The sequence below is a fragment of the Candidatus Villigracilis vicinus genome (assembly GCF_016702885.1).
Lineage (GTDB): Bacteria > Chloroflexota > Anaerolineae > Anaerolineales > Villigracilaceae > Villigracilis > Villigracilis vicinus.
Genome location: NZ_JADJDD010000005.1, coordinates 197,994 through 221,542 on the forward strand (window position 1 = coordinate 197,994; position 23,549 = coordinate 221,542).

Sequence of the window (23,549 nt, forward strand, 5' to 3'; positions counted from 1 at the left end):
AATCACTGGGGAGCTTTCTTTTAGGGCGTAGCTACTGCTGAAGGATGTTCTGGAAAGTTTTCGCAGGTTTTGCGGTATGCATCATCCGGGAAGAAACGCTCCCATTCGTTGATGATGAAGTTGCGTCCAACCTTCTGGCATGCCTGTTCTTTTAGCACTTCGATGGATGTGGGTGTGTAATGAAGAATGGATTCGATATACCCGTTATTGACTTCAGACACATAGTAATAGCGGCTCTCGATGGTATAGATCCAATCGCCGCCGGGGGCGAAGAAAGAGGAGAACCCAAACGTTAGATCGGGGTACTCTTCACTTGCTTCACCAACATACGGCAGAATCACGCCGCGCTTTTTGGGATTTTCCTGCATGGCGTTCATATCCCACAAACGAAGAACGTTTTCGCTTGCACCGTCATCGTCCTGCAAGCCACCGGAATAGGTAATAAGATAGCGTTCATCGGGGCTGATGACATTCAAAGAAATATTCGATTCGTGTCCGCGCAAATTGATGTACTGCTCTTCAGACGGTGCGAAAGCTTGAACCGCATAATCTTTTTGATAAGTACCAATGTTTCCTCCTCCTCCGCCGCCACCAGACAGTGAGTATGTGCCGTACCCATCGTATGTGGTTATAAAATTATAGGGGGTATCAACCCACGATGAAGATAGGAATGCCTTGCCTTCGCTGGCAGAATCGCTGAAAACCATCCATTGGGCAGTATTACCCATCATCAGGCTTGAGTATGCGGCACTGCTGGAAAAAGTTCTTTTGGGCGTCCTTGTGGAAAGGCTCCAAACCTCGTAATTGAGTTGATCTCCCTGTTCAATCCCAGTTAAAAAGGTCAGTGAGTCACGGCTGAAAGCGGCACGATTGGTTTGGAAGACCAATGGTTCACAAGCGGATTTTTCCAAAATACAATCCACACTCCATAACTTGACGTCACTTACACTATCTGAATCGTATGGGACCGCCACCAACCAGCGTCCATTTTGGCTGGCATACAAGCGAGACTGATCATCTGTTTTCAGGCTGCCAGCAGTTTCAACATTTCCACTTTCATCCGGCAGGGTAAGTATCTTTGCCTCGCTTCCAATATATCCCTCACCATCATATTCAAGGTTAAGAAGAACAAAATGCCGCCCGTCTTCATGGAAAACCGATTGTGACGGGGTATAGGGAAAGTCGTACATTGCTCCAGTTTCAAGGTTGTACAGGAACGAGGTGGCGTGGTTGACAAAGAACCAGCGGCTATCTGCCGAGAATTGAAGCGACCCACCCAAAGCAATAATAGACTTGACCTCCTCCTGAGCCAATTCACTGGTTTCCAGCGTTTTCTGCAAATCAATCAATGAAAAATGAATATTCTCGTTGCCCGTATACTCGGTGGGCATAGAACCGGTCACCAGCCAGCGCGCATCCGGGCTGAAGACTGACATGACAATATTTTCATCCTTGGGAGCGGGTGAATAGGCACGGGTTGGTCTGCCATCCCCCAACGTCCAAAGGGTATTATCAATGAACAGCCAGCGATCATCATTGCTCAATGAAGTGACGCTGGACCAGAGCTTCTCCTCCACAGAAATTGTGATCTGTGTATCGCCCAGGGGACTATTGTTATCCCAAAGCCGCAGGGAACCGTCGTAGGCGCCTGCCACGAACCAGCGTCCATCGGGGCTGGTGGAAGTCATCGTAATGGAATCTTCCATCCCGAAAGCCTTCGGGTCTGCCCAAAGGGAGGTTTCAAATTTGCTTTGCTCTGCTTTTTCAGGCAGGTTAAACAATGCCGGGCGGATGGGCATGATCTTAACTTCGCGGTCTTCCTCTAGCGCCTTAATATCCAGCATTAATACGCCAGTACCAGCATATCTTCCATCTTTTGAAACATAAAATTCGAGATACTGATTGAAATTTTCACCCGGGTTATCCACCAAACTCATGTCGCGCAAGTCTAGAAATTTTTCCTCATAGCTCGCATTTTCATTTTCTAAAAAGTCTACAAGTATAAAATTATTGCTAATAAACCCACTTGGGGAAAACCCTTCACCCAAAGTAGTGTTTACCGGAATATCACCGCTTAAATCCAGATACCCCGCAACAACGGAACGATCCATATTTACATTCAGTTTCTCACCATAGTAGAAGAACCCTTCGCGGTTGGGACTGTTCAACACCACACCGTTATCAGAGTAATACTGTTCGTAGAGCATCGTGCCAATCTCAAGAAGAACGGGCTTTGCATTGAGATCATCCATGGAGTACACCAAAAAATTATTCGATGCCCACGGTTCCATCACAGTCACCCAAGTATCCGCCTCACCCATATATCCATTATCCACCTGAATATCTGGGTGTTCCTCGTTCTGCACCAAAACGAGCCAGCGATAGTCACCGTCAAAAAAAGCGGACTTTGCCAAGAAACCAGGCTCAGTAAGTGTTGCCATCATAGTAGCCGGGCTTGTAGAAATATCCCAAATCTGTATGCCGGTTTCAGGGTCATTGGTCAAAATATATTGACCATTTTCACTGCGCCTAACATATTTGCCCGGCAATCGTTGAATCTCTTTTTTGGATACTTCCACAGCGTCCACCTGCCAGAGCACCACAGCATCAGCTTGTTTTTCCAGGATGACCATTTCATCATCCGGATTTAGAAATTCGATCTTGCCATCAAAAAGGATGGGAGTACGGTTCTCATCCTCTACATCCACCTTCCACAAACCGGAACCGCTCTTTGTGGCATTTACCATGAGCCAGGTCTCGTTCGCGCTGAATTTAATAAGTCCGTTTTCAACATTCCAGGAGTCGTCATCATCCATGTCAACCTCGAATGAAATGGAAAAAGGCTCATATACAGGGTCTTCATGTAATTTTTGAACATTCCAAATGGCTGCTTCGCCACCATACTGTGTACCTGCCAACAGCCATTTGCCATCTTTTGTAAATTGAATGATCGATGGTTCCTTGGTAAATGTTGCCAATCCATAGCCTGAAACCCGTTCATTCGCCAGGCGCAGCGCCTCTTCCGCTTCCGTGAGAACCGGCTCATCCGCATCCTGACTAATACGCACTGACTCTAACGCCAGCAACAAAGCCCGCTGCGGATATTTCTCCAGCGCACTTTTAGACTCCAATGCCAACTGTCCCGCTGTGGCACGACGCGCCTCTGCTTTTGCCAGCCCAGCTTGCACAAATCCATAGACCGCCAGCAACGCCAGTGCAATGCCTGCCGCGATCGAAAGCCCGGTGGTAATTCCGCGTTGTCTATCCGTCGCCTTGCGGCTGGCAAAAACATATTCACGCATCAGATCGGTAGGGTGCGGTGCCGTGGAAGTATTAACCGCCAGATTGGTTTCCGCCTGAGTCAGATTCACCCCGCGCAATAAATAGGACTGATTTTTTTCGCCTCGTTCCCATTCGAGCGCCTTGTTTTGCAATTTACGGTGCGCCTGCAGCCACTCGTAATCGGTATGAATGGCAGTCAGCAGTTTTTGGATGGCTGCATCAAAATCATCCTGGGCTCGAAAAAAGATCCAGTTCAGGTGACTCAATTGTTTTGGAGCCCCAGCCCCACTCACCTCACGTACTACCAATGGAATGATGCGCTTCGAATTCTTAACTGCGCAATCGATCTCCTCCCCGCAGACTTTGGAAGCAGAAGAATCGGGGCTGATCAAAAACAGAAAAGCATCCGCCTCTTCAATTCCTTTTTCGATCTCTTTCCACCAATCCACAGTGGGCGGAATTCCCTCCCAGTCCACCCAAAAATCCATTTCGCTTTTTTTCAGTTCATCGGTGAGTTTCCTGGCAAACTCGGTATCTTTGCGTGAATAAGAAATAAAAACTTTTGCCATGTAAATTCCTCAAGATCGAGTCGGATTTTGATTTGCTTCCCATTACCTCGGCAAATTATACAAGAAAAACACCCCCCCTCAGAATATTTTACGTCAGGTTTCACTTGCCAAATACGAATGAAATCAATCTGGGCGGCTTGCCTGCATCGTCCTCATGCCAGACTTCATCAAGCTTCAATAATTTCAGTCCATTCTTCTCGGCTGCGTGGATAAATTCTGAAATGTGATGGATAAACACATCCACCTCAATAATATTTTCACCGCGCTCAAAGCGGGCTTTTGTCCCGCCATATTGCTTGAAGGGATGTAATTCATTGATGAGAAACCATCCCCCACTGCGCAAGGTCCGCTCGGCTTGGGTAAAGATATGATCTAGATCCTCAATATGTTCCAAGACTAAATTACAAGCGATTAGGTCAATCGAATCCGACTCGCAATTCCACGGCTGAGTGATATCTGCCCAGGCAAAGCGGACGTGACTCGCCGTCACTTTTTGGCGGGCTTTGGCGAGCATCTTTTCAGAAAAATCGAATGCCAGCACTGCATCGCCGATCTCTGCCAGGAACTCGGTGTTCTTCCCCGTCCCGCAGCCGATCTCTAAAATAGACGAGAAGTGCCGTCCCTTAAGGGTGCGGCGCGTCACTTCAGCATCCAGATCACGGGTGCGGTTGATATTCGAGTCGTATATAGTTGACCATTCGTTATAGGCATCTTGAATATTCATGCCCCCGTTTATATCAGATTATTGAAGCTCGCCCTCGCAACCAGTGAATAGGTCATTGCCATCGCCGCCGACACAGATATCAGCGTCATTACCGCCAGTGATGATGTCGTCTCCGCTGCCGCCAACGATACAATCACTGCCGCCCAACCCATCGATCGTATCCATGCCAGAACTCGCGAGGATCAGGTCATTCCCTTCGGTGCCAACCAATGTGCCGGAACCCGTAACAAGATTGGATACCGTCAGTCCTGCACAGGCAGAGGGACGCAAATGGTTCACTTGAAATGAAATAGCATTAATATCCAGCCGCGTGGGCGGCACGGTATTCATTGCCGCCACCGCAGTCAGTGAGGTAAAGATAAGCAGAACAGCCAGAAGAAACACGGAATAACGAAGCAGGGTTCGCATGGGTCATATCTTTACTTTATGCATCATCGTGGTATCCAATTGGGCTGCATCAAATACCTGACTGGCGTCGGTTACATACTCGGGAGGTTTACTGCCTGTCCATGTCTTTTCTGATCGTGCTTCCGATTCAGGCTGGAGTTCATCCAACCCCAAGATCTCTTTTTGAGGAGGATACGTATAGATCAGGCGATCACGGACTCGAATGGGCTGGTTTTCAGCTTCCTGAGAATTTCGCGAGACAGGAAGCACAAGGGGCATGCCAACGTTTGCAACAGTGGCTCTTTCCATCTCTGTTGCACATTCATCAATCACGGCAATGCCCTGTCTACCGGTTGTGATCACATAGCGATAGGTTACCCCGTGGCTTTGCACAAAATAAAAATGCAGGAAGTTTCGCCGCATGTGCAGGATCATCGTATCGTTACGTTCTGCAAGCCGCGCCAGATCATCCATGCTATCAACATCTACAACCGCAGCGGCTGGCGGCAAAGTCTGATCATGAATATTGACGATCATCGCGCTGTACTTTAATCGCATCAATGCTTCTTCACTTTGGCTGGCGGTTTGATATAGACCAACACCCACAGCAAAGGTGATCAACCCTGATATGGCAAACCCAAATACCGCTATAAACCGTAAACTCCAAACCGGCACACTCAACCCAAACAAGGAAAGGCTGTTCAAGCGCGGAATGGAACTTCCAACAGTACCTGTCTTCGAAAAATGCAGAGGGTCAGGCTGGGATGGGACTTCGCTCAGGTAAAAATGGATCTTGTCGTATTGAAAGAGCAATGCTTGTGAGAAAGAATCCTGAACCGGATTCCCTTCTGCATTGGCAACAAATGAGGCTTCCGTAATGATCTCCAGAGTGTAGGCGGTTTGCTTTAACCCAGCTTCGGCTTCTACAAGGTTAACGATCGCTTCCACCTGGCACAAGTCCAAGGTAGCAGTGCTGAAATAAGAGGTGCCGGAAAAAGCCATATCGTTATACAGCGGAATGGTCCGCTGCCAGCCGCTTTGTTCGTCCAGAATGCGGGCATACATTTTATGGCTGCCGATAATGCCTTGCAGGCGTCCGCCGCCAATGTTGTAGTTGAAGCCGACGTTAAGAAAACATGTCAACTTGGGGAAGACTGGCTCACCCGAGCGGACTACATCCAGATCGTAAACCCCCGGCGTGCCCGTGGCAGAATAGTAATAATCTCCCGTTTGTTCATAGGGAATACTTTCCATGGGCTGGTTGAGAGGATGAACGAAGGAATAGATTCCCAACGCAAGAAACAGCGCAGCCATCAACCCGCATCCCCAAAATAATCCCTGGGAGTGTTCACCAAACTGAATGGACGGGAATCCGCCCTCCCGTTTGGTTCGAGGCGTTTTTTTGAACATGTCCAACATAAGCAGCACTCCAAACAATCCAGTCGTTATCGCCGCATTCATCGGTTTTCGAAACCAATCTACTGCTTTCCCCAGTTTAGGGATGTGTATCCATAGCTTTCCGACAACTTCACTTTGTGTCGGTTGATGCGTATCCTGCCAGCTATTGTTATCCCCTTGCATAATAAAATGGTCGAATTCCAAGCCAACAATGCGATGGAAAACGAATTGCCTGATATTCGGATCTTTGTAGACGACCGCATCCCCCACCGTATAAACGGTTTCTGCCCGCACAAGCACAAGGTCTCCAAGCAGGAAGCCTGGTTCCATACTATTGCCGTTCACGATCACGTACGTCAGAGGTCCGCCAAGCTGGGTGGGCGCCAATGTAAGCCAAAACACCAACAGAAGGAAAAACAGGCTTGACCCTGTAAATAGAATGGATTGCTCTTTACTGACCTTAATCATGAGGAATGCCGGGAACTTTTACAAGTACCGGGCTTGTTCCCACTGCCGCCCTGCCAACCAGCAAAGGGTGCGTTTGGGAACAAGCCCGGCATCAAGAGGAGATGAGCTTAGTTACTGGCAGCGACCACACGCAACTGATTGATCGTGGAAACATCCAGCCCGGTTGTGGTGCATTCCCAAACCGTGCCGGTATCGAGGGTACAACCATACCAGGTGCCGCTGGCTACAAGTTGAACCTTAACCTGTCCCGCAAGAGCAGCGGCGCCAAGATCAAAAGCGACACTGTCCAACTTGGACGGGTCGGCGGCATTAAGGGTGTACGCAACATCCGTCACGGTATAACCGGTGACATCCCCCAAACCTTCACCGGCTTTCGTATCAGGAACTACATTGGCAGCAGCAAACGCATAAGACGCTACCGCGATCGCAACAACAGCGGCAACTGCAAATACAACTTTCAAAAATTTAAACATGGCTTTTCTCCTTTTCAGAAACAAATGAAAAACGGTCCGAAACAGCCATCCGAATAAAAAAGCCTGGCTTGAATAAGCCAGGCTGATAGAACTATGCAACAGTGGTATCTTCGGCGGCCTGGCGGTCATGGTCATTATGATGACGGTAGACCCATAGCTTTGCGTCACCGGCTTTCACCGGTTTTGCCTTAATCGGATGTGCATGTACTATAACATGCACATCCGATTGATTCTCCTTACAGAATAGTTGCAGCGCAATAATTTGATAGGTATTTGCAAACGTGATTAACCTCACCAGTAAGGGGTTATTTTTGCCCTTTCAATGCCGCTTCCATAATCTGCTGCACGCGCGCTGCCATGCTCGAAGGATCAGGATGCAAACCTTCCACGAGCAAGGCACTATCAAAAACCTGCTCAATAATGATGGTCTGCAACTCTCCATCTGTTTTCAATAAGCTCTTTAACATCGCATGTGCGGGATTCAACTCCAGCACCTTCTTCGGCACTTCATATTCCTTGCCCAAATATTTATACACACGTTGAAGTTCCGGGTTGGAATTTTCATCTGCATCCACCAAGCGTGCAACAGATGTAACCAGACGGCTGCTGGCACGAACATCAGTAACGCGCTCGCCAAGCACTTGCTTGAATTTTTCAACGAGAGAATTGAAGTCACCTTCGGGGATTTTCTCCGCCTCAGACTCTGCCTTGGGCTGTTCTGTCCCATCCGCCTCTGCCCCGCTGATACTTTTCAGCTCATAATCCTTGAATTTGCGCAAGCTCATCAACATGAATGAGTCCATCGGCTCGGTGAGCAGCAACACTTCAGTGCCGTTCGCCTGGAACGCATCCAGATGCGGACTGCGCAACACCGCTTTGGGGTCTTCACCTACAATGTAGTAAATAACCTTCTGCCCATCTTTCATTCTTGAAACATACTCATCAAGCGAAGACCAGGTTTCGGGGTTGGTATTGGTCTTGAAACGCAGTAATGGCGTGATGGTGTCTGTATCCGCAGGAGTAGCAGCAATGCCCTGCTTGAGGTAAACACCAAATTCGCTCCAGAAGGCGGCATATTTCTCCGCATCTTTCTTCGCCAACGTCTCCAGCTCTTTAATGACCTGGTTGGTGATCACCTTTTTCAACTTTGGCATCAATCCGCTGGATTGCACCGTCTCACGTGAGACATTGAGCGGCAGGTCTTCCGAGTCGACTACGCCTTGTACAAAGCGTAAATATTCGGGCAACAGGTCTTTGTTGTATTCGTCGATCAAAATATTACGAGAGTACAACTTTAGTCCGTCTTCCTTGCGGAGCGAGAACATATTCCGTTCCGATTTGGCAGGGAAGAATAAGAGCGCATACAACTGCACAGGTGCATCCGTCACCATGTGGACATGCATCAACGGGTCTTCAAAATCAAGCGTGGTCTGACGGTAAAAATCCTTATATTGCTCAGGGGTAATCTCATTACGAGCCGTACGCCACAGCGAAGACTGCTTATTGACCGGCTTCTCATCCTCGCCCACATAGATCGGAAAGCCGATGTAATCCGAATGTTTATTGACAATATTCTTCAGGCGGTATTCCTCGGCAAATTCCGCCGCATCCTCTTTCAGTTTAATTTCAATACGTGTACCGCGTTCAGACATCTCTGCCGGGCTGATTTGGTACGTATCATCCCCTGTGGCAAACCAAGTCACCGCCTGAGCATCCGGGCGGAAGGAACGAGAGGTAACACGTACCCACTCCGCCACCATGAAAACCGAGTAAAAGCCCACGCCAAACTGACCGATCAAGCCGGAGGCGTCTTGATTCTTTTCCTTCGCTGTTTCCAAAAATTTACGCGCACTGGATTGGGCAATGGTTCCCAAATGATCCACAAGCTCATCTTGTGTCATACCAATGCCGGTGTCTTGAACGACAATGGTGCGATTGTCCTTATCCACTGTCACATGGATCTTTAGTTCCACATCAGGGTCAAGTACGTTTTGGTTCGTTAACATCTCAAAGCGCAGGCGATTGATCGCATCCGACGCATTCGAGAGCAGCTCGCGCAAAAAGACCTCGCGGTCCTTATACAGCGAGTGGATGAGGATTTGCAGAAGCTGTTTGGTCTCTGCTTTGAAAGTAAATTGCTGGGTGCTTGTATCTGTCATGTTGCCTCCTGAAAACGAGGTTTTTTCTTATTTATAGTACGTGTGCGTAAAAATTTTATAAGAGAATGAAAAACCTCAGCCTGTGCGGCTGAGGTTCCAAATGTAGTTCCCCTCTCGTCTCTACATGAGGCGGGTAGATATCAAAAATAATTAAATTATTTTACAACTTAGACTTGAAAAGTCCAGTAAAAGAGTTTACACTTTACTCAAAGATTTTTTTGAGTCGTAAAGGTGTAATTTCCCATGGATCGTAAAGAATTTGGCTTTCTCATCTCCCTACTCCGGCAGGATCTGGATCTGACCCAATTTAAACTGGCAGAATACGCCGAGATCGATATTGCGGTCATCAGTCAGATCGAACGGGGCGTAAAAAAATTTTTTGACCCAGATCTGCTTTTTAAACTTGCCAACGCTCTGCACCTGACTACGATTGAGCGCCGTGAATTTTTTCTGGCAGCCAGCGGCATTAATGAGGAACGCATTATCCGCCAGCCTTCTGCAGCCCTGGCAACTGACACGATCAATTCTGAAAAAGTGCTCGGGAAAATGGTTCAGATCATCGAAAAACTGCGCGTCCCCGCCTTTGTTATGGATGTTTACTCGGATGTGCTCGCGATCAACCATAATGCTGCCGTGTTCTTTCAAGTCTCTCCACAAATTCTTGAAACCGCTCCCCTCCTCCCCGGAGGATACAGTACTGCCCGCATGATGTTTGGCAAGGATCTTTCCATCCGCTCCAAAGTGCTCGACAACTGGGAACAATATGCTGTTGGATCTATGCGTTTTATCCGTGAAAATAGTTTGCGATACCGCCCCAAACCCTACTTCCAATATCTCATGAAGGCGTTTCGTAACCCGGTAGAATTTCCCTTATTCGAACGATACTGGCGAATGGTCTCATCCTTTGAACAAGACCGCGAAGCCAACGTAGACCTGTTTGCTTACACTCACGCAGATTTCGGACACCTTTACTACGCCACCTCCACCACCACATCCATAACTCCACACGGAGAGCTGTTCCTCAACCAATATCTCCCCCTTGATGATGCCACCCGCGTCCTGTTCGAAACACTGGCAACGCAAGCCGGATATGGTGTCATTGCCCCACTGGCTCCCTGGCCCGTGAAAAAGATGCCAAATAAATGATATTCGTCATCTTGAAGGCGTAACCTTTCTCCTTATACTCTTCATTGAACGCTACCTTCGACCTATGCGAACGTATGTAACAGAAGTAAAGGAGAAGTTTCAATGTCAAAACTCGATAACCTGGTACAGGATTTCCTGTCACAAAAGAAAATCGCCATAGTAGGTGTTTCAGACAAACGTGAAACTGGCTGTAATGCAGCATATAAGAATTTCAAAGATAGCGGCTACGAGGTATTTGCTGTCAACCCGCGTATCGCTTCCTTCCAAGGCGACATCTGTTACCCCGACCTGACCTCTCTGCCTTCCAAGCCGGATGCGGTCTTTATCCTCGCCAACCCCAAAGTGACCGACCAGATCGTCAGCCAATGCGTTGACCTTGGCATCAAACACGTGTGGATGCACTGTATGATGGGCATCAAGCCCGGTCTCGCAGCGGGCACCACCAGTGTATCCCCTTCCGCAGTCGATGTCTGCAATGCCAACGGCATTTCCGTCATTCCCGGCTCCTGCCCCAACCAATTCCTCACCCCTGATGGTGGTCACAAATTCATGCGCAGCATGTGGAAATTGTTCGGTTTCATGAACATGAACTAGTGCTGCTCGATCAATATAAATAAAACTCACCCTGAAAAACAACTCATGGGTGAGTTTTATTTTGCTGACCTGGGAATGTTATTAATAATTTTCCTTTATAAATCGTTCGTGCCCTTGCTTCGTGAGATCAGCCAACTCAGCAAAAAGACCTGTTTCCAGCTTCTTAAAATTAAAACAGGATTTTCCCTGCATGTGCTTCTTGAGTTCTGGCGAGATAGTCTTTAGCAGGTCTGGGTACATGTAAACCGGCATGAGATAGAACGAGATGTAATTCTTCTTGATCTGCACCGAGGCAAAGAAGAGTTCCTTCTTCCACTTTTCGCTGTAGGCGCCATCCAGAATATAATGCCCGGGGACATCTATCTTGATGGTCAATTTTTTTCCATAAGGGACAAGGATGACTTTTAGCTGTTCAAAGATCAGCGGGAATTCATCTTGAGCTGGCATATGTTTATCCTTTTATTATTTGATCAATACTGTTGCTGCGGCTTCCTGTAACTTAAGTGCGACCTCTTTCGATATATTCCCGGGATACGCCAACCCCAGCGGGCTTTCCTGAAACAAAGTTGCATAAAAAACACAAGCTGCAAGATAGGTGCCCATCTCAGAGGGATGATTGCCATCTTCCTGCCATAGCTGAAGATCGGGGTTTGACCTCAAAGCCCGGAACCAGACCATGCCCACATGAACGATGGGAGCGTTAAGCTCATTCGCGATCCGCTGATAGCCCATATCGATCTCATATTGCATCGATTCAAAGTCTGGCATTCCATTTTCTGGAAACCCATACTCGCGTCCCCATGTTTCGAAAAAAATAGGTTGGGCATCATTCGCCCTCACCTTCTTGACGAGGGTCCTCGCTGCCGGGTACATATCATTAACCCGCCAGTATTCGACCGAAGGCAGCTGGCTTTGTTCCTGGAGGACAACATAATCCCATTGACTCGAGGAAAGTGTATTGGAAAGTTCAGGGGAAGAAACAAAGTCGTACAAATGCGCGCCGCCTTCAACAACCATTGCCACTTCCACTTTATGACCGCCTGAACGCGCCAACTCTGAAAATGTTGTGGGGAGATCATTCACAAAGGTCAGACTGTTTCCTACAAATAAAACCCGTAAACAGTCATCGTTGAGATCGTTGCCGCAATGGATGGGACCACAAGCTGTAAGAGACGCGGCCAGTATTAGTGCCAAACTAAGCACCAGGAAACGCACACCTGTTTTCATTACTTTCTCCATTTTATCCGCCCGTGCTGGGTGGAAAATACTACTACTCTCCTCCAGGTACCTCTACATGCATCTCTTGATCGATCATTTCAGAAACTATTCTTATTGCACCACGATTTCCATGTAAACGGTATCCCCAAAAAGGGTCCCATCCGGGGCTGTGGCTTGCCATGTGGTTTGATATGTGCCAGGTTCTTCCGGCGCAGTGAAGACAATGCGCAGCGTAACCTGAACCCCGGAAGCAGCTGGAAAAAGGGGTTGTTCTTCTGTCACGCCGAGGGTATAGCCGCCTACCCATTTCAATTTATAGGTTGAGTCCCAGTTGCAGGTGCCATCGTTTTGAACAAGCCACTGCTTATCGATGTCGGCACCGGGGGCAAAAGTTGTACCGTCTTCCACGGTCAGGTCGTCAAGAAAGGTCAGAAGATTCGTGCATGGACCAGCATCCACTGTGGCGGTAAGGGTCGGCGCGATGGTGGCGGTAATGGATAGAGGCGTCGCTGTTGGGAGGATCAGCGTCGGTGGAGCCGCTGTTGGTGGTCGGAAAGCTGTCGGCGCCGCTTGGGGGGCACAACCAACAACGAGAAAAAAGACCGAGAGAAGAAACAGAACCGGGCGGGAGATGATGCGTAGTTTTTTCATATAAAAAGTGGACACGTTTCCGTGTCCACTCTATTTTACGCTTCTTCTTCGACCGCGGCAGCATCTTCACCACCGCCGCCATCGCCCAAATCGATCGGCAGGGCGATTTCACCAGACATTGATTTCTGGCGAATGACACCTTCGATCTCGTTCATCAGATCGGGGTTGGAGCGCAGATAATCTTTGGCGTTCTCACGTCCCTGACCAATGCGGATATCTCCATAAGAGAAGAATGCGCCGCGCTTCGTGATGACTTCGAACTTGGTCGCCAGGTCGAGCACGTCGCCGCTCTTGGAGATGCCTTCGTTGAACATAATGTCGAACTCGGCGGTGCGGAACGGGGGCGCGACCTTGTTCTTGACGACTTTAACACGAGTGCGGTTACCGATGACTTCCTCGCCCATCTTGATGGACTGGATGCGACGCACATCGAGACGCAGGGAGGCGTAGAACTTGAGCGCCTGACCGCCGGTGGTGGTTTCGGGGTTGCCGAACATGACGCCGATCTTCTGGCGGAGTTGGTTGGTGAAGATGACAGTGGTCTTGGTCTGGTTGATGGCGCCGCTGAGTTTGCGGAGCGCCTGAGACATGAGACGTGCCTGCATACCCATGCTGGCATCACCCATATCGCCTTCGATTTCGTTGCGCGGAACCAGGGCAGCTACGGAGTCGACGATGACAACATCGACAGCACCGGAGCGGACGAGGGTCTCGGTAATTTCGAGCGCCTGTTCGCCGGTATCGGGCTGGGAAACGAGCAGGTTATCAATGTCCACACCGAGGCGGGCGGCATAGACGGGGTCGAGCGCATGTTCCATATCAATGAAGGCCGCGGTACCGCCGCTCTTTTGAGCTTCAGAAACAATATGTAAACAAAGGGTGGTCTTACCCGAAGACTCAGGTCCATAAATTTCAACCACGCGTCCACGCGGAACACCGCCGACGCCGAGGGCAATATCAAGGGAGAGCGAGCCGGTTGGGATGATCTCGGTAACCATGGCATGAGCCTCGCCCAGACGCATGATGGAACCGTCGCCGTAGCGTTTGAGAATATCGCCAACGGCTTTGTCTAAAACAGCCCGTTTGGCGTTATCCATATTTGATGAGGGGGCAGAGTCTGAAGCTGCTGCGCGGGGTTTTCTAGCCATAGTGGATCTCCTTGTATATGCTTAACCACGAAAGGTATTTTCAAAACAAAGGTTGAGTGGGTTAAGGTTTCGAGAGTATAGCACAGATGTTCTGACCGTCAAGGGGTTAAAGATGGGTAAACCATCGGTTACAGAATCACGGCTGAAGCGTGGGAGTGGCAGGTAAATTGCCTGGCAAAAAGTCCAATGTCGGTGCGGGCGGGTGGGCTACATTAAAACCTGTTTTGTCTTTGTAGGTGAAATAGGTCACCTGTCCGGGAAAGATCTCCACCCAGGTTTGCACACGTTCATCATCGTATTTAAATGAAATTTTATAAATGCCGGCTGGAAGGTCACCAAGTACAAAATTTTCCTGGTAATACGGGTCAGAATTGGCAGCGCCTCTCTTTCCGTAGGTCCGCACGGTGAAGGTGCGCGAGGCACGTTCGGGTGCAACCAGGATCTCCATTTGCTGGATCAGCTCCCCTTTTTCATTCATTATGCGCCCAGCCAGTACGCCCCAGCCTTGTGGTGGTGCGATCCACAGCTCGGGGTTATAGGTATAAAAGAAGGAATTATATGGGAAGCGCACCTCAAAGTGGACATGGGGACCCGTGGTAGCGCCAGTCGAGCCGACCAACCCTATTACTTCGCCCGTATCCACATGCTGACCTTTGATCACATTCATCTGGCTCATATGAGCATAGATGGTATAAAGCTGCTGATCGTTATATCCAAAATCATGGCGGATCGCCACCGCCATGCCATAGGGGTCAGTTTCATCACCGGGGATCTCCAGAAACAAACCCCAGTCTGCCCAAACCACGGTACCGGGTCCTGCCGCAAGGATGGGTGTTCCTTCAGGCGAGGGAATGTCTACACCGGTATGCACAATGTTACGGCCAAAAAATACGCCGCCATAACGATAATCCGCGATGGGCCAGTTGGTCTGATCTGCAGCAATAGGGCGGTTGAAGAAAAAGTGATCATATGGCGCGATCGCCCATGGCACTGGGTATAAAGGTGGACGCCAGTTTGTAATAGGTTCCGCCCCTGGCGTAGGCAAACTAAATTGGAAAGGTTGAGGTGACGGAGTAACAAACGCCTCAAATTGGACTTCAGGCTGGTCCTGCGCTTCGACAGCGATCACTGGCGTAGGCGTGGGATTACTTACCCCATAAGTACAAGCAGACAACAATAATAAGAGGAATAACGAAGCGAGTGTTCTTTTAAATGACATGGTTTGATTCAAAGTAGATAACTCGCCAGCGGCTACCCACCAGGAATCACTGTTGGAGGTGTGGGCGTCAGAGTCGGGAACGGTGTTTCAGAGGGCGTCAACGTGATCGTTGGTGTATATACCGGAGTTGGTGTATTACGCGGCGTCCGTGTAGGGCGGATGGTTGGTGTTAAGGTCGGAGTGTTGGTTGGAGTCAGACTAGGCGCCAAAACACGCGTGGGTGTGGTGAGCGCCGCCACCGGGTACAACTCTTGCATGGCTTGGTACCAAGTCAAACCGCCGGTCGCGGCAAAAGTAGTGAAACGCGCGCCTTTGTAATACGTTCGCCAGGTTGGCAAGGCAGGGAGACGCTCCCAACCGTAAGCATACGCAAGAGAAGTCACATCCACCCAGTACCCGGCAGGGACGGGCGCATAATCACCGCCCTGTTCATAGGTGCGCGGATCAAGGTCATACCGTGCATTCAAATTCCAGGGCACATTGTGAATGGGCTCCCCCATCGAACCATCTTGCACGGCGCAGCGAATGTAAACATGCCAATAGGTTTGCGCTCCGATATCTTCACGCAGGGTCACCATCCAACCTGCATTCGCCATCAAAGAGTTGATCGCAAATGCGCGCCCGGTGTAAAGCCAGTCTTCATCCATACCGGGTTCAAGGCTGGTCGTCAATGGAACAAAAGCATTTTCCAAACTGGCAAGTGCATCCCACCCGGCTTCTTGTGAAATGCGCAAACGTAAGGCGTTATATGATTCATCTACAAGATCATGCAGTTGCGGGAAAGGTGCCTGCACATCATTGATCGGCACGACGGCGAAACGCTGGTTGGGCACATCGCCCGCAGGGGTGATAATGGGCGCCCATAATACAGCCGGGACATCCGCAGCGGCTTGGATGAAAGTCTCAGGCAGTTGGGCAGGCAGATCCAGGCTGCCCCAGGCAATGCCGCGGACACGTCCGGTTAAGGGAATGGAAGAGAAAAGAATATTCCCTTCGAGGTCATAGGAAGTAAGGAAAGTCTGATTTGGGGCACTTACCGCAGCCAGAACACGATTTGCTGCTTCGTTCCATGAGCCAACATTCCCATCCCCAATCCAATATGCATTACGATCTGGAGTGGCAACATTCCATGCATACAAGCCGCTGTAGCCAATCGTCTGTGATATGGATGACCACAATAACTGGGAACCATCGCGGTTCCAAAGCGGAAAGTTCTCAGAGGCAAAAGGCGTGTTGCTCAGGTTTTTATAGCGATCTTCTCCGGCAAGGTCGAGATTCGCCAGCCAGACGTCGCTATCCCCGCCGCGAGTAGAGATAAAGGCAACATTACGTCCATCAGGCGCCCAGGCAGGCGAGTGATCTGAGGCAGGGTGTTGTGTAAGCGGAACCGTTTCACCGGAATCAACATTGACCACGGCAATCTCAAGGTTGTCGTTCACGTAGGTTTCAAACGCCAGCCATTGTCCATCCGGTGACCAGGATGGAGCCGAGTCATATTGCGGCGTGTTGGTGACTTGTTTTACTTCGCCAGTTTCCAATGCCATGACGTACAGATCCCAGTCGCCATCGCGATCGGAGGCGAATGCAAGGCGGGTACGCTGCGGGTTGAGCGCAGGGGCGATGTCGCTCCATGAGCCGGTGGTGATGCGTGTCAATTGCATGTTGAGCGAACGGAAGAGAAAGAGATGGGCGTAGCCGTTCTCTTCGATGGATAGGAAAGCAGATTCACTGGCAGGGTCGATTGGTGTTGGAATAGGGGTATCGGTTGAAACAGGCTGGACCGCTTCGGTTGCGGGAGGCGCTTCCAGATTTTGGTTACACCCCATGAGTGCAAGACTCAAAAGTGAAGCCAGAAGCCAGGTCTTCGAACGAAAGGTTGTGAAATGCCAGGGCATGGACAATGTCAATTAATTGGAATCAAGTGAAGGGGAATCTTGAGGCGGCACTACGTCAAAAGAAAACTGCCGCGGCTGATCGGAAGGTCCGTCATCAGGGTAATACAAGCGGGCATTCAAGGTATAGGGATTGTTCAGCTCGCCACGGATGTGCATGGTAAATTCGAGCTTCCAGCTCAGCGGCTCAACGATGCTGGTAGAGGCGATCTCGTCACCATTGGCATCATTGAGGGCGACCTCAATATAAGGTCGCTTTTGGAATGGCGTCACTTCGAGGTTGACACGTAGCCGCCGTCCGTCGGGATAGGCTTCGGCGGATAAGGTTGTGATGTGCGTTTCTTCGGGCACGGCACGGGTAAGGTTATCTTCGGGAAAGAAAAAATCCATGCGAGCGATTATACCCTGCGGGCTTGGGCTGGCTCGAAAGGGAGGATTACAGTTTCATTAGGGAGTGGGATGGTTGCAGTCACCGTCATTTTAAGCGCTTTATTTCGAAAGCAAATCAGCTTATACTTTCATGGTAGATTAGGAGTTTAAATGCAAATCCCTCAACCTCTCAAAGACTTGATCGAATCAGGACGCGACGCGCATCTTGTCACCATGAACAAGGACGGCAGTCCTCACGTTACCATTGTATGGATCGGACTGGAAAATGACGAGATCGTCTGTGCGCATTTGCCGCGCAACCAAAAAGTAAGGAATATCGAGCGTGACTCGCGAGTGGTGATCTCACTCGAAGCCTCCACAAAAAGCGACTTGGGATTGACTGAATATGCTGTTATCTACGGTGAAGCCCGCATCACGCAGGGAGGCGCGCCGCAATTACTGCAAAAACTCGCCGAAGTGTATATCGGACCCGGCGTGAAATTTCCGCCAATGGATAATCCACCGTCTGGTTATATCACTCGTGTCAAAGTTACCCGTATTGAAGGGGTAGGTCCGTGGACAGGTCGCAATGTCTGATTAGAAAAGAAAATAATATGAAGCCCATAAGCATCCAGATCCAACGCACAAACAAGCGATCTTCTGAAGAGATATGCTCCGCCTTTCTAGATACGGAGCGTTGGTCAGAATTCGAAGGCTATTCCATTTTACCGGGCATCGAACACGCCCAGTTTGAAGTCCGAACACCAGAGTATGTCGGATCCAGAATAAAGGTGCAGAACAAGGACGGCTCTGGGCATGTGGAAGAGATCATGGAATGGGATACCGCTCGGAAGGTGGTTTTGAAATTTCAGGATTTCACTCCCCCATTGAAACACCTTGCCACACACTTTATCGAAACGTGGGAATTCCAAAAGACAGCCGCAGGTACGCTGACGATCCGCCGCATGGATATGTTCCCGATTGGTTTCATGGGCTGGCTTACCCTGCTTCCGATCTCGAGATTGATGAAGAAGGCTTTTGAAAAGAATGCGGAACAAACCGCGTAGGATGCGGCAACAATAATTGGCATACCGGCGCAAAAACTTTATAAAGGAATTAAAAATGGGAACCACCTCATCAAAAATGATCGGGATCTGCCTCATCCTTATCCAAATGGCAGACATGTTCATCCACGCTGCCGCCGATCAATTGGAATTTATACGAGTCGCCGCGAATGTCATCATCCTTTTATGGATGGCGGTTCTGCTCTTCGGGCATTTCAACTCAGCCCCTTTAATTTCCTCCCTCGGTGCAATCGGCTCGTATTTACTTCTCAATGTTGTTTTCCTTGCACGTGAAGGCTTCACGAACCCCGAACAAGGCGGTTCACCAAGATCGATCCTATTCGCTTTGGTATTGAGTACAATCGTATTGTCGATAGTTTTGGCATTCAAATCTAATAAAAAGGGAGCTATCCAATGAAAATCAACGGCATCGAAGGTATGACGATCTCACAAGTTCAATCTGAGGTCGCTCAAGGAGGGAAGTTCGTCATTTACCCATATTGCATCTCCATTTTGATCATGACCTTTCGTAGAAACTCAGGCATATACTTCATTAAAGCTGGAGAGAGTTCACTGGGTTCCGGCATAGGTTACATATTGATTTCGCTTTTTCTGGGGTGGTGGGGTATTCCTTGGGGACCGATCTACACCATCTCAACGATCTATACCAACCTGACAGGCGGCAAGGATGTTACACAAGAAATGATGTCGTCTATTAACCGATCAGGTTAATAGTGCCAAGGGGATTTTTAACTGACCCAATTGCTATAGAGAAGGTGAAATAATTACAAAGGCGCAGGGGCGCAAAAAAAAACACTAAAATTGGGGGGGTTTTGGCTTTCTTTACAACATGCCAAAAAGCAGGGGGGGAGTGAGTTAATTATATAGACTTGTGTTATAGTTTCAAAACAAAGCCCCAAAACGGGGGACAAATCATTGAATTATTACTCCAGTTCAGCTCGTATCCACTCAAGGATAGATATATGTTTCACAAAGCTGGCTACCCACCTACCATGCCCGGTACTATCGTAGAAATTGAAGACATCGCCAACACAGCCCGGACCTTTTTCAGCAAAAAACGCGCCACTCTAACCAGCAAGGTGCTCCTGATCTTGATCATCCTTATCTCAATTTCAGTCCTGGTTCGCTGGGCGCTGGGATTAGAGATTACCCTTGACCTGATCGTTCTCGGCGTATCCTTCTTTGCTTACTTCACTACACGCACAAAATACTACTCGATTGGGTCCATCTTCCTGGTTATAACGATGTGCATTGCCGGGTACCAAACTGCCCTTATTAGCGCCATCCGTGGAGACGCTCACCCTGAGATCACTTTGATCTGGCTGGTTCTTCCACTTCTGACCATGCCATTACTGCTATCCTGGCGCACCATGTTATGGGTGTCACTCATTCCGTTTTTCTTTTTGGGTCTATTTCTTTATAAGCAGCCGTTCGAAGGTTTAGGCAGCATGCTGGCAGTGCTGGGAACCGGAGCGCTTATTCTGATCTTTACCGCTTACACTTACGATAAAGATTTAAAACTGATCTACTCTCAAAACCTGCACTTGCAGGAAAAGAACATTCAACTGATCGCCTCACATGATGAAAGCCTGCGCGGTTGGACAAGAATGCTCGAAATGCGAGACAAGGAAACTGAGGGGCACAGTGAACGCGTCACAGAAATGGCGCTTAAAATTGCGCTCGCAATGGGTATTCAGGATGAAACCGAACTCAAGAACATCCGCTACGGAAGCCTTTTGCATGATATCGGCAAGATCGCCATCCCGGATTTCGTCCTGCACAAACCCAGTTCACTCACCGAAGTGGAGTGGGATGTAATGAAAATGCACACCGAGTTTGCCTTCCAATGGATGAAGGATATCGATTTTCTACGCCCAGCTTTGGATATTCCGCGTTATCACCATGAAAAATGGGACGGCTCCGGCTATAACGGCTTGAAAGGCGAAGATATCCCCCTACACGCGCGCATCTTTTCCATCGCCGACTGTTGGGATGCCCTGACCCAGGACCGCGACTACCGTGTAGCCTGGTCGCCTGAAATGGCGCTCAATTACATCGTGGAAAATTCAGGCAAGGAATTTGACCCGGATATCGTACCGATCTTCCAAAAGATCATGGCAGGGCGAATTACACCAGCCAGTTAATGAACACTGCCTGGATACAAAAACTCCCCCGCGAAATCTAAATCTCGCGGGGGAGTTTTTTCTTTTAATAATATAACTAGCCGTTCTTCCTCTGGAACTCCGCCATGAACTTGCTCAATTCATTCGCGCCTTCAATGCTCATCGCATTGTAAACCGAAGCACGCATGCCGCCCACAGAACGATGTCCTTTCAAGCCGATCAGATCGTTCTTCTTGGCTTCTTTGGCAAAGGTCTCTTCCAATTCTTCAGTCGGCAAGCGGAAGGGAATGTTCATCAACGAACGCGCTGCGGGCACGGTGTGTCCGCGATAGAAGCCGCCGCTGGAATCAATGGCGTTGTAGACAATACCCGCCTTCTCGCGGTTGATCTTCTCGATCGCCGCCAAACCACCCATTTTCTTGGCCCATTTGAAGACCAGTCCCACCATGTAGATGGCAAACGAAGGCGGCGTGTTGTGCAGGGAACCGCTCTCAGCGAGGGTTTTGTAATCGAGCATCACGGGCAGGTTCTCGGGAGTCCGAGCGATCATGTCATCGCGGGCGATCACAACCGTCACACCGGAAGGTCCGGCATTCTTCTGCGCACCCGCATACAGGAAGGCGTATTTCGAAACATCGATCGGTCGGCTGATGAAATTGGACGAAGTATCGCAAACCAGCGGCACCCCATCGGGGATCACTGGTTCAGAAAAGAACTCCACACCGTGAATGGTTTCATTCATGGTGTAATGCACATACGCCGCCTTCGGGTCAAAATCATATTTCTCGGGCAGGCAATTGAAATTCGCCGCTTCGGTATTGGCAGCAGCCCGGGCTGTGCCAAGCTTCTTGGATTCCTTCAACGCGATCTTGCTCCAGGAACCGGTCACAACATAATCCGCCGAAGCACCCGCAGGGCGCAGGTTCATCGCCAACATCGCAAATTGCAGGGTCGCGCCGCCTTGCAGGAACATCACCTTGTAATTTGAGGGAATGCCCAACAACTCGCGCAGATCCGCTTCAGCGGTTTGAATGACCGCTTCAAATTCCTTCGAACGGTGGCTGATCTCCATCACCGACATGCCAGTACCCTTGAAGTTCAGCAACTCTGCCTGTGCCTCCTGCAGCACTTCCAAAGGAAGCACACCAGGACCAGGATTGAAATTATAGACACGTTTTAAATCAGACATGGATTTATACTCCTGTTTTATATAGTAGACCTCTTGCATAAGTGCTCTCGCCGCCTTGAGCAGGGCGAAAAATAGACTTTTACAAGAAGTCTAGTGGATGACAAACGCCTCATTCTGAGACTTGGGCTTGATTCTTCGTTCACAAACTTTTCACTACACTGCGATCTTGCTTATGTCTAAACAATTTTATGCGATGATAATTCATTATTGCACAAATTCAATTAACCCATTATAGTAGTTGTCAGACAAATCTACAAGAACAATAAGCACCCATATGGGCTGATTTCCATCGTTGACAAAGGCATTTTGCATGGTTAGAATGACCGATGTGTTGCGCATGAATTCACAAACAGGAACATAGCCGCTTCGGCGGTTTGGTTCCTGTTATTAATTACCGTACACGTAGGGGCGACCCGCCCGGGTTTAACAGATAATCTTCCCCCACCGGAAGGGTCGCCCCTACGAAAATAATTTCCACCAATGCAGCGCGAGAAAACTCTCACACTGTAAATTAACAGGAGAATCCAATGAAGATCATTATCTGCGACAAGACTGAAAAAGAATATATCGAACAGATGCGTGCCGCCGGGCTGACCGTTGACGTGCGCGACGACATCACCCCTGAACAGTTGATGATTGAGCTGCCCAACTACGACGGCATGGTCGTGCGCTCACGCACCAAGGTCCGCAAAGACCTGATCGATGTGTGCCCCAACCTCAAGGTCATTTTGCGCGGCGGTGCCGGGCTTGATACGATTGACCATGAGTATGCCAAGGAAAAAGGCATCACGGTCATGAACACTCCCCTCGCCAATTCCAAATCAGTGGCGGAGCTTGCGATTGGTTATATGTTGATGATGGCTCGTTCACTCTACAAAGCCAGCGCCACCATGAAAGCAGAAACCTGGGAAAAGAAAGCTTTCAACGGCGATGAGATCGGCGGCAAGACTCTCGGGCTGATCGGCATCGGCAACATCGGCAAGGAAGTCACCAAACGCGCCCTCGCCATGGAAATGACCGTGGTCGCTTACGACCCGTATGTGAAAGAAATGGCTGGCGTCAAACTGGTTTCACTCGATGAGTTGCTCGCCCAGTCCGACTACATCAGCTTGCACCTGCCCAAGACCAAAGAATCCAGCAACATGATCGGCAAAGAGCAGTTCGCCAAGATGAAGAACGGCGTACGCATCGTCAACTGCGCGCGCGGTGGAATCGTCAACGAAGAAGCACTCTACGAAGCGCTGACCAGTGGAAAGGTCGCAGGAGCCGCGTTGGACGTCTTCAACGAAGAGCCCCCCACCGACTGGAAACTCGCCAAGCTCGACAACGTCATCGCATCCCCGCATATTGGCGCAGCCACCAAGGAAGCCCAAGCCCGCGTCGGCGCGGAAGTGGCAGAGAAGTTGATCGCGTTCGCGAAGAAATAATACATCCACCTCCGTCATTGCGAGCCGC

General features: G+C 49.4%; 22 protein-coding genes and 1 riboswitch. Of the genes, 8 read left to right on the forward strand and 14 right to left on the reverse strand.

From position 1 onward, the window contains the following. Window positions 1-20: 20 nt before the first annotated feature. The 6 genes from IPG80_RS05930 to htpG all read right to left on the reverse strand — a co-directional run bounded on the left by IPG80_RS05930 (window position 21) and on the right by htpG (window position 9,460). Window positions 21-3,851: a TIR domain-containing protein gene (locus IPG80_RS05930; protein WP_345103774.1), complete on the reverse strand. Its 3,831-nt coding sequence runs from the start codon at window positions 3,849-3,851 to the stop codon at window positions 21-23. 100 nt (window positions 3,852-3,951) lie between these two features. Continuing rightward, the gene (locus IPG80_RS05935; protein WP_345103776.1) at window positions 3,952-4,575 is read right to left on the reverse strand and encodes a class I SAM-dependent methyltransferase; all 624 of its coding nucleotides are present in this window, start codon (window positions 4,573-4,575) and stop codon (window positions 3,952-3,954) included. 18 nt (window positions 4,576-4,593) lie between these two features. Then, window positions 4,594-4,983, reverse strand: coding sequence for a hypothetical protein (locus tag IPG80_RS05940; protein ID WP_345103779.1), 390 nt, complete (start codon window positions 4,981-4,983; stop codon window positions 4,594-4,596). Between the two features lie 3 nt (window positions 4,984-4,986). After that, window positions 4,987-6,828 (reverse strand): signal peptidase I, encoded by a 1,842-nt coding sequence (locus IPG80_RS05945; protein ID WP_345103781.1) that lies wholly within the window; start codon window positions 6,826-6,828, stop codon window positions 4,987-4,989. 107 nt (window positions 6,829-6,935) lie between these two features. Then, window positions 6,936-7,301, reverse strand: a complete 366-nt coding sequence (locus IPG80_RS05950; protein WP_345103783.1) for a hypothetical protein — start codon at window positions 7,299-7,301, stop codon at window positions 6,936-6,938. A gap of 109 nt (window positions 7,302-7,410) precedes the next feature. Continuing rightward, a riboswitch (cyclic di-GMP riboswitch) is annotated at window positions 7,411-7,499 on the reverse strand. Window positions 7,500-7,606: 107 nt separating this feature from the next. Further along, a complete protein-coding gene (gene htpG / locus IPG80_RS05955; protein ID WP_345103786.1) occupies window positions 7,607-9,460 on the reverse strand; it encodes a molecular chaperone HtpG in 1,854 nt (617 codons plus the stop codon). A gap of 243 nt (window positions 9,461-9,703) precedes the next feature. On the opposite strand from htpG, the gene IPG80_RS05960 reads away from it, so the two are divergent. Beyond that, on the forward strand, window positions 9,704-10,606 hold the full coding sequence (locus tag IPG80_RS05960; RefSeq protein ID WP_345103789.1) for a helix-turn-helix domain-containing protein: 903 nt from the start codon (window positions 9,704-9,706) through the stop codon (window positions 10,604-10,606). Between the two features lie 102 nt (window positions 10,607-10,708). Beyond that, a complete protein-coding gene (locus IPG80_RS05965; RefSeq protein WP_345103792.1) occupies window positions 10,709-11,200 on the forward strand; it encodes a CoA-binding protein in 492 nt (163 codons plus the stop codon). 81 nt (window positions 11,201-11,281) lie between these two features. Here the strand turns inward: IPG80_RS05965 and IPG80_RS05970 are convergent, their stop codons facing one another. The 7 genes from IPG80_RS05970 to IPG80_RS06000 form a co-directional block, all read right to left on the reverse strand. Then, entirely contained in the window at window positions 11,282-11,647 is a 366-nt protein-coding gene (locus IPG80_RS05970; RefSeq protein WP_345103796.1) for a hypothetical protein, read from the reverse strand. 15 nt (window positions 11,648-11,662) lie between these two features. Then, on the reverse strand, window positions 11,663-12,427 hold the full coding sequence (locus IPG80_RS05975) for a DUF4886 domain-containing protein (protein ID WP_345103799.1): 765 nt from the start codon (window positions 12,425-12,427) through the stop codon (window positions 11,663-11,665). Window positions 12,428-12,529: 102 nt separating this feature from the next. Further along, window positions 12,530-13,069: an NBR1-Ig-like domain-containing protein gene (locus IPG80_RS05980; RefSeq protein ID WP_345103802.1), complete on the reverse strand. Its 540-nt coding sequence runs from the start codon at window positions 13,067-13,069 to the stop codon at window positions 12,530-12,532. A 35-nt stretch (window positions 13,070-13,104) separates the two neighbouring features. Beyond that, entirely contained in the window at window positions 13,105-14,166 is a 1,062-nt protein-coding gene (recA, locus tag IPG80_RS05985; protein WP_345103847.1) for a recombinase RecA, read from the reverse strand. A 187-nt stretch (window positions 14,167-14,353) separates the two neighbouring features. Further along, window positions 14,354-15,436 (reverse strand): M23 family metallopeptidase, encoded by a 1,083-nt coding sequence (locus IPG80_RS05990; RefSeq protein WP_345103805.1) that lies wholly within the window; start codon window positions 15,434-15,436, stop codon window positions 14,354-14,356. Window positions 15,437-15,468: 32 nt separating this feature from the next. Next, window positions 15,469-17,331 carry a hypothetical protein gene (locus IPG80_RS05995; protein WP_345103808.1) on the reverse strand — a complete coding sequence of 621 codons (1,863 nt, stop codon included), beginning with the start codon at window positions 17,329-17,331 and terminating at the stop codon, window positions 15,469-15,471. Window positions 17,332-17,343: 12 nt separating this feature from the next. Further along, window positions 17,344-17,718 (reverse strand): hypothetical protein, encoded by a 375-nt coding sequence (locus IPG80_RS06000; protein WP_345103810.1) that lies wholly within the window; start codon window positions 17,716-17,718, stop codon window positions 17,344-17,346. A gap of 150 nt (window positions 17,719-17,868) precedes the next feature. Between IPG80_RS06000 and IPG80_RS06005 the strand changes: the two genes are divergently transcribed. The 5 genes from IPG80_RS06005 to IPG80_RS06025 all read left to right on the forward strand — a co-directional run bounded on the left by IPG80_RS06005 (window position 17,869) and on the right by IPG80_RS06025 (window position 20,926). Continuing rightward, the gene (locus IPG80_RS06005) at window positions 17,869-18,294 is read left to right on the forward strand and encodes a TIGR03618 family F420-dependent PPOX class oxidoreductase (RefSeq protein ID WP_345103812.1); all 426 of its coding nucleotides are present in this window, start codon (window positions 17,869-17,871) and stop codon (window positions 18,292-18,294) included. A gap of 17 nt (window positions 18,295-18,311) precedes the next feature. Further along, on the forward strand, window positions 18,312-18,764 hold the full coding sequence (locus tag IPG80_RS06010; protein ID WP_345103815.1) for an SRPBCC family protein: 453 nt from the start codon (window positions 18,312-18,314) through the stop codon (window positions 18,762-18,764). Between the two features lie 55 nt (window positions 18,765-18,819). Beyond that, on the forward strand, window positions 18,820-19,179 hold the full coding sequence (locus IPG80_RS06015; RefSeq protein ID WP_345103819.1) for a hypothetical protein: 360 nt from the start codon (window positions 18,820-18,822) through the stop codon (window positions 19,177-19,179). Continuing rightward, a complete protein-coding gene (locus IPG80_RS06020; RefSeq protein WP_345103822.1) occupies window positions 19,176-19,493 on the forward strand; it encodes a hypothetical protein in 318 nt (105 codons plus the stop codon). Before IPG80_RS06015 ends, IPG80_RS06020 begins: the two co-directional genes overlap by 4 nt. 251 nt (window positions 19,494-19,744) lie before the next feature. After that, window positions 19,745-20,926: an HD-GYP domain-containing protein gene (locus tag IPG80_RS06025; protein WP_345103825.1), complete on the forward strand. Its 1,182-nt coding sequence runs from the start codon at window positions 19,745-19,747 to the stop codon at window positions 20,924-20,926. Between the two features lie 76 nt (window positions 20,927-21,002). Here IPG80_RS06025 and serC read toward each other — a convergent pair whose 3' ends face one another. Beyond that, entirely contained in the window at window positions 21,003-22,094 is a 1,092-nt protein-coding gene (gene serC, locus IPG80_RS06030; RefSeq protein WP_345103828.1) for a 3-phosphoserine/phosphohydroxythreonine transaminase, read from the reverse strand. Between the two features lie 527 nt (window positions 22,095-22,621). Here serC and IPG80_RS06035 point away from each other — a divergent pair. Continuing rightward, window positions 22,622-23,521: a hydroxyacid dehydrogenase gene (locus tag IPG80_RS06035; protein WP_345103831.1), complete on the forward strand. Its 900-nt coding sequence runs from the start codon at window positions 22,622-22,624 to the stop codon at window positions 23,519-23,521. Window positions 23,522-23,549: the final 28 nt, after the last annotated feature.

What these genes read in the sequence shown, in the direction of transcription:
- IPG80_RS05930 (WP_345103774.1), bottom strand. Translation starts at nt 3,851, where the DNA reads ATGGCAAAAGTTTTTATTTCTTATTCACGCAAAGATACCGAGTTTGCC.
- IPG80_RS05935 (WP_345103776.1), bottom strand. Translation starts at nt 4,575, where the DNA reads ATGAATATTCAAGATGCCTATAACGAATGGTCAACTATATACGACTCG.
- IPG80_RS05940 (WP_345103779.1), bottom strand. Translation starts at nt 4,983, where the DNA reads ATGCGAACCCTGCTTCGTTATTCCGTGTTTCTTCTGGCTGTTCTGCTT.
- IPG80_RS05945 (WP_345103781.1), bottom strand. Translation starts at nt 6,828, where the DNA reads ATGATTAAGGTCAGTAAAGAGCAATCCATTCTATTTACAGGGTCAAGC.
- IPG80_RS05950 (WP_345103783.1), bottom strand. Translation starts at nt 7,301, where the DNA reads ATGTTTAAATTTTTGAAAGTTGTATTTGCAGTTGCCGCTGTTGTTGCG.
- htpG (WP_345103786.1), bottom strand. Translation starts at nt 9,460, where the DNA reads ATGACAGATACAAGCACCCAGCAATTTACTTTCAAAGCAGAGACCAAA.
- IPG80_RS05960 (WP_345103789.1), top strand. Translation starts at nt 9,704, where the DNA reads ATGGATCGTAAAGAATTTGGCTTTCTCATCTCCCTACTCCGGCAGGAT.
- IPG80_RS05965 (WP_345103792.1), top strand. Translation starts at nt 10,709, where the DNA reads ATGTCAAAACTCGATAACCTGGTACAGGATTTCCTGTCACAAAAGAAA.
- IPG80_RS05970 (WP_345103796.1), bottom strand. Translation starts at nt 11,647, where the DNA reads ATGCCAGCTCAAGATGAATTCCCGCTGATCTTTGAACAGCTAAAAGTC.
- IPG80_RS05975 (WP_345103799.1), bottom strand. Translation starts at nt 12,427, where the DNA reads ATGAAAACAGGTGTGCGTTTCCTGGTGCTTAGTTTGGCACTAATACTG.
- IPG80_RS05980 (WP_345103802.1), bottom strand. Translation starts at nt 13,069, where the DNA reads ATGAAAAAACTACGCATCATCTCCCGCCCGGTTCTGTTTCTTCTCTCG.
- recA (WP_345103847.1), bottom strand. Translation starts at nt 14,166, where the DNA reads ATGGATAACGCCAAACGGGCTGTTTTAGACAAAGCCGTTGGCGATATT.
- IPG80_RS05990 (WP_345103805.1), bottom strand. Translation starts at nt 15,436, where the DNA reads ATGTCATTTAAAAGAACACTCGCTTCGTTATTCCTCTTATTATTGTTG.
- IPG80_RS05995 (WP_345103808.1), bottom strand. Translation starts at nt 17,331, where the DNA reads ATGCCCTGGCATTTCACAACCTTTCGTTCGAAGACCTGGCTTCTGGCT.
- IPG80_RS06000 (WP_345103810.1), bottom strand. Translation starts at nt 17,718, where the DNA reads ATGGATTTTTTCTTTCCCGAAGATAACCTTACCCGTGCCGTGCCCGAA.
- IPG80_RS06005 (WP_345103812.1), top strand. Translation starts at nt 17,869, where the DNA reads ATGCAAATCCCTCAACCTCTCAAAGACTTGATCGAATCAGGACGCGAC.
- IPG80_RS06010 (WP_345103815.1), top strand. Translation starts at nt 18,312, where the DNA reads ATGAAGCCCATAAGCATCCAGATCCAACGCACAAACAAGCGATCTTCT.
- IPG80_RS06015 (WP_345103819.1), top strand. Translation starts at nt 18,820, where the DNA reads ATGGGAACCACCTCATCAAAAATGATCGGGATCTGCCTCATCCTTATC.
- IPG80_RS06020 (WP_345103822.1), top strand. Translation starts at nt 19,176, where the DNA reads ATGAAAATCAACGGCATCGAAGGTATGACGATCTCACAAGTTCAATCT.
- IPG80_RS06025 (WP_345103825.1), top strand. Translation starts at nt 19,745, where the DNA reads ATGTTTCACAAAGCTGGCTACCCACCTACCATGCCCGGTACTATCGTA.
- serC (WP_345103828.1), bottom strand. Translation starts at nt 22,094, where the DNA reads ATGTCTGATTTAAAACGTGTCTATAATTTCAATCCTGGTCCTGGTGTG.
- IPG80_RS06035 (WP_345103831.1), top strand. Translation starts at nt 22,622, where the DNA reads ATGAAGATCATTATCTGCGACAAGACTGAAAAAGAATATATCGAACAG.